The sequence below is a fragment of the Oleiphilus sp. HI0080 genome (assembly GCF_001635135.1).
Genome location: NZ_LWFU01000510.1, coordinates 1 through 4,622 on the forward strand (window position 1 = coordinate 1; position 4,622 = coordinate 4,622).

General features: G+C 48.2%; 5 protein-coding genes. All 5 read left to right on the forward strand.

Annotation, left to right across the window (positions count from 1 at the left end):
- A partial coding sequence (locus A3751_RS10720) for a glycosyltransferase family 4 protein (protein WP_156492381.1) occupies positions 1-484 on the forward strand: 484 nt, incomplete at its 5' end.
- A gap of 10 nt (positions 485-494) precedes the next feature.
- Positions 495-1,328, forward strand: a complete 834-nt coding sequence (locus A3751_RS10725; RefSeq protein WP_068455603.1) for a DUF2334 domain-containing protein — start codon at positions 495-497, stop codon at positions 1,326-1,328.
- A 191-nt stretch (positions 1,329-1,519) separates the two neighbouring features.
- Positions 1,520-3,142, forward strand: coding sequence for an LruC domain-containing protein (locus A3751_RS10730; RefSeq protein ID WP_197466280.1), 1,623 nt, complete (start codon positions 1,520-1,522; stop codon positions 3,140-3,142).
- Between the two features lie 34 nt (positions 3,143-3,176).
- On the forward strand, positions 3,177-3,653 hold the full coding sequence (locus A3751_RS10735) for a hypothetical protein (RefSeq protein WP_068455610.1): 477 nt from the start codon (positions 3,177-3,179) through the stop codon (positions 3,651-3,653).
- A gap of 43 nt (positions 3,654-3,696) precedes the next feature.
- Positions 3,697-4,622, forward strand: a 926-nt coding sequence (locus A3751_RS10740; RefSeq protein WP_156492382.1) for a hypothetical protein, incomplete at its 3' end; no start/stop codon positions are given.

Here is a 4,622-nt window from a genome sequence, read left to right on the forward strand (position 1 = left end):
CGAACTGCCAAAGGAGAAGCGCCGCAACAAATTGGTACTCATGGGACTGGTCTATGATCAACAGTATTTCGAGAGCCTAAAGGCATTGGCCGAAGAGTTAGAAGTGACTGATGACGTGCTCTTTCTCACCGATGTTTCATTCGACAATCCGACCTTGATTGACGCGTATGCCGCGGCAGAGCTTTTCGTACTGCCAAGTCTCTATGAAACCTTTGGTGTTGTCGTTCTAGAAGCTTGGGCCGCCGGTGTTCCTGTGATATGCGATGCCGTCGGAGGCCTGCCCTCATTCGTCGAAAACAGACATAACGGCTTGTTCTGTCCGATGGATCAAAAGGATTCTTTGGTCACTCACATGTACCACCTTCTGAGAAACGAGACGACGGCAAACGAGCTCGTTAAAAATGCAAGAAACGATGTGCGTCAATACAGCTGGCAGCATATCACTGAAAAACTATCAAACATCTATCAATCTCTTAAACGGTGAGTGTAAAAGTATGCGCTACGTACTAATCCGAGATGACGATCTGAACTTTTTCACACCATTTCAGCAGCTTGAAACGGTCTACGGCTTCATGTTTGATCAGGGAATACCCGTCAACTTTTCCGCCATTCCCAATGTGCATGGCGCCGCAACGACGACCGACTATTCTACGGGGGCAGAAGTATTTGAACCATTCTTGCCCGAAGACGTTGCTGGAACAAAGGGAAACTTCGCGTTAGATGAAAACACGCATTTGTTGCAACAACTCAATGCCATGCATCGCAATGAATTTTTACACCATGGCTATGAGCACAGCGGTCAAAATGGTCTTTGCGAGTTTGAAAGTCGTGACACTGAGTTACTGGCACACAAGCTCCAACATGGTCGAGAGATTTTGCGTCGTTGCTTTAATCAGGCACCAAAAACGTTTGTTGCCCCCCAAGACAAGTACAGCCCAGAAGCGCTCAGATTGATTCAATCACGTTTTGAGACCTTCTCACTCGGCTGGATAGATCGATCCAGATTGCCCCATTCGATCATTCCGAAGTATGTTGTAAAGAAACTGCTGAAGCGCAACTCTATGCGCTATGGCGACACCCTGCTTACCGAGCATCCAGGCTGTCACTATTCTCAGTATGTAAGCCGCGAGCTGTCTGACGCGAAGCTGGACGCGGCGCTCAACGCAAATCCATTCACAATCATTGTGACGCATCACTGGGAGTTTTTTGATCAGGGTAAACTTATTCATTCAATGTGGGACGCATTCAAATCGCGTATTCTCGCGTTGCAAGCAGATCGCAACACCCAACTGATTACATTTTCCCAGCTGCGCGCGCTCGCACAATAATATCGTATTTGCAAAATATCGATTTCATTCTGCGAATAACACCTTGCACCCACCCTTAGAAAAATCGCAGAAAGACCTTTGAAAACCCATTAAGCCATTGTTTTAAATAACTTTTATAACACTGGCCCGCCTTGTGCAAACTTCTCATCGTACCCGCTTTAACGCCCAGAAAAGGTAAGAGTATTATGCGAATGAATCACATAGCCGTTGTTCTCACTTCAGTGAGCTTAAGCACCCCACTGAGTGCGATTGAATTCAGCCATCTGAACGGAACGGCCTCCTCAGGTTATAACCGCTTAGGCACCCCGACAAACGTTCAGGATCAATCAGCATCTCTTCCCGTTGATGTGCTCAACAACATCTACAGCATGCTGCCAGAAAGCCAGTATGTAAATACCAGTTTTATCGACACCAATCTAAAGAGCAACATCATTATTGACGATGACTTTGCAGGCGTCGTCACGGTCGATGTGACCTTCCTCAATGAAGGCGCGGGTTATCGGAACGCCTTTGGCTATTTTTTGTTTGATCCAAACAACCCTCCTGCGACTTATTCCGATATCGCCGAGCATGTTCTTGTTTTTCCTAATGCTTCAAAGCCACCTCAAGGAGAACTGGTACAGGGACATACTGTGCCGCTCAATATCAGCCTGACGGCAGGACAGGGACTAGGCTTTTTTGTCGTACCAAATGGTTGGAGTTACAGCGGCAGCGATGGCAATGTGAGTGGCCTCGGCCCTTGGGGACAACCGTTCTATAGTTTGCCCTACCTCAATCCGGAGCCAAGTGCCCTGCAAGCACATAACGTGGCGTTTTATGATGCAGTGAATGACTTCTTTGTCTTCGGCTTTGACGATCAACATCGCGCCGGTGGTGACAATGATTTTAACGACCTTCTCGTGTCAATCGCCGCTACGCCAACGTACGCCGTCGAAGGTATCAATGTCGATGGCTCAGTCGATACCGGCACCTACCAAGTATTAGAGCAAAGCAACGAAGAGATAACATCAACCACGTACTACCCCTCACAGAGTGGAATGGCGACGCTGATGTTCGAAGACCTTTGGCCTCGAATGGGCGACTATGACTTTAATGATCTCGTGATTGATTACCGCTTTACGAATACCTTAGACAATCGTAACAAGCTACTTTCTATTGATCTTGAATTCTCGATTCAAGCGATCGGCGCAAGCTACCATAACGGCTTTGCACTGCGCTTACCGGGTGTTGACCCAAGCAACATTGCTTCCAGCTCTCTGCATTTGGATGGCGTTCTTGTGGCTGCAGATATTCTCGAGGCTGGTCAGAGCGATGCCAATTTGATCTTGCTGGATGACGCAAAAAATCACATCGGCAAGGCCTGCAAGTTCTTTCGCACCGAGAATACGTGCCAAGCAAAGCCCTCGGGAACCTTCGTTGCCAGCGTGGAGTTCATCAAGCCGGTTGATACCGCGAGCATTGGCCCGGCGCCGTATGACCCGTATATATTCGCAGTCGAGGGAAAATACCACGGCGATTATGACGGGCGCGGTTGGGAGGTTCACCTTAAAGAGCACGCCGGATCAGACCTATTCTCTTCAAATCTGGTCGGTTTAGAGGACGATCGCAGTAACGCAAGCAACAGCTTTGTAAACGCAAACAGCTTTCCTTGGGCCTTGAATATCCCTGCCGGCTGGGAACACCCTAAAGAGAATATCGACATCGTTCGGGCATATCCGAATTTCTCAAAGTGGGTTAGAAGCAATGGTTCAACGCACAAAGACTGGTACCAAAGTAACCATGCGCAACACGATCACCTTTTTGGTCGTCCTTAAACCCTGTTAAACCAATTTTACGGAGCGATTAATCATGACCACCTTGACCAAATTTACCATCTTGGCCTTTGCTACACTATGTATTGGCTGCGCGCCAAGCGGCGGAGAGCAAAGCGAAGAAAACACAACACCAACAAATACTGTAAGCGAAAATCAAAGCACGAACAGCGCCGAAATTTCCTCAACAAAAGAGCTTGTGGCGAGCGAAAGCTTTGATTTCAAAAGTGACCGCATGATCACCCTAAGCTTTGAGCAATTTCCGAGTAGCTATGGCAAGTTTGTTATTTATAGCCAATACGACTTTTACGACACACAACTAGACACCTATTACCCGAACTACAGCACCCGACTGGCGAGTTTTATCGCAACGCCCAACTTAGACTACGACATCATCATTCCAAGCACACAGCAGTTTCTCGTGCTCGAATGGTTGCCCATGGACGGAAAAAGCAATGAGAGTTATCAGTTGCTCGCTTTAAACGAGCAGCAGAGCTACGCGGCCAATTTTTAAGATTGAGATGCTGTCGACAGTTGGAAGATTCGGGAGATTAGCAATGCAGACAACGATCGTTACCTCCTGCAATCGACGATACTTGTGGGGCGCGATCTTACTCATCGCCTCTATCCGCCAGTCTGGCGGGCGCTATCCGATCCACGTTTGGGCAACAGACCTAAACGCATCGGAACGCGCCTTGCTGCGCCAATTCCAAAACGTAAGGGTATATGCCGCAGCATCGGCACACCCTCATCTGGTAAAACCAGACGCAATGCTAAATGTGACAACAGAATACGCCACTTGGATAGATTGCGACTGCATGTTCTTCGGCCATTTAGATGACTTACTCTTGCCCGAAGAAGACGGTATTCAAATCAGACTCCGAGGAGCACGGGAAAACGCAATGGTGTTTGGCAAGCATTATGGCCGTCAAGACAACATAGGCTCGACACCAGCCGACATTCTGTGCCAATGGAAACGTGACGTGAATGAGCGCGATGAACCGCGTTTTGAGACGCAATGTGTCAGCAACTTTATCACGGTACACCGAAAACACTTCGGTTTGCTGCATAGATGGAAAGACCAACTCGAACAGATCGCTATCGATCCATCGCATCCAGTTGATGCCAATAGCAAAGCCTACTTTATGACCGACGAGTCTGTCCTTGCTTCGCTACTTATGTTCGCGCATGAGGTACCGTCAATCTCCTTGTACCGGCTAGATGAGCGAACGTCTCAACGCTTGATTCATTTTGGCCAACAACTTAAGCCCTGGAAAATATGGCGCTATAAACACTTGCGCCATTATCGCCACGTCACGAAGACCATCCAGGCCCTCAAAATAGAGGGCTACCAATTGCCCGATATCCCTACCTCGTTGAACCCGCGCTTCAAACTGCGCACCTTCGCGCATTCAATTGCACTTAGTACTTGGCACTCCGTAAAACACAAAGCCCGCTTATCACTCATACCGTTTGGTCTTTT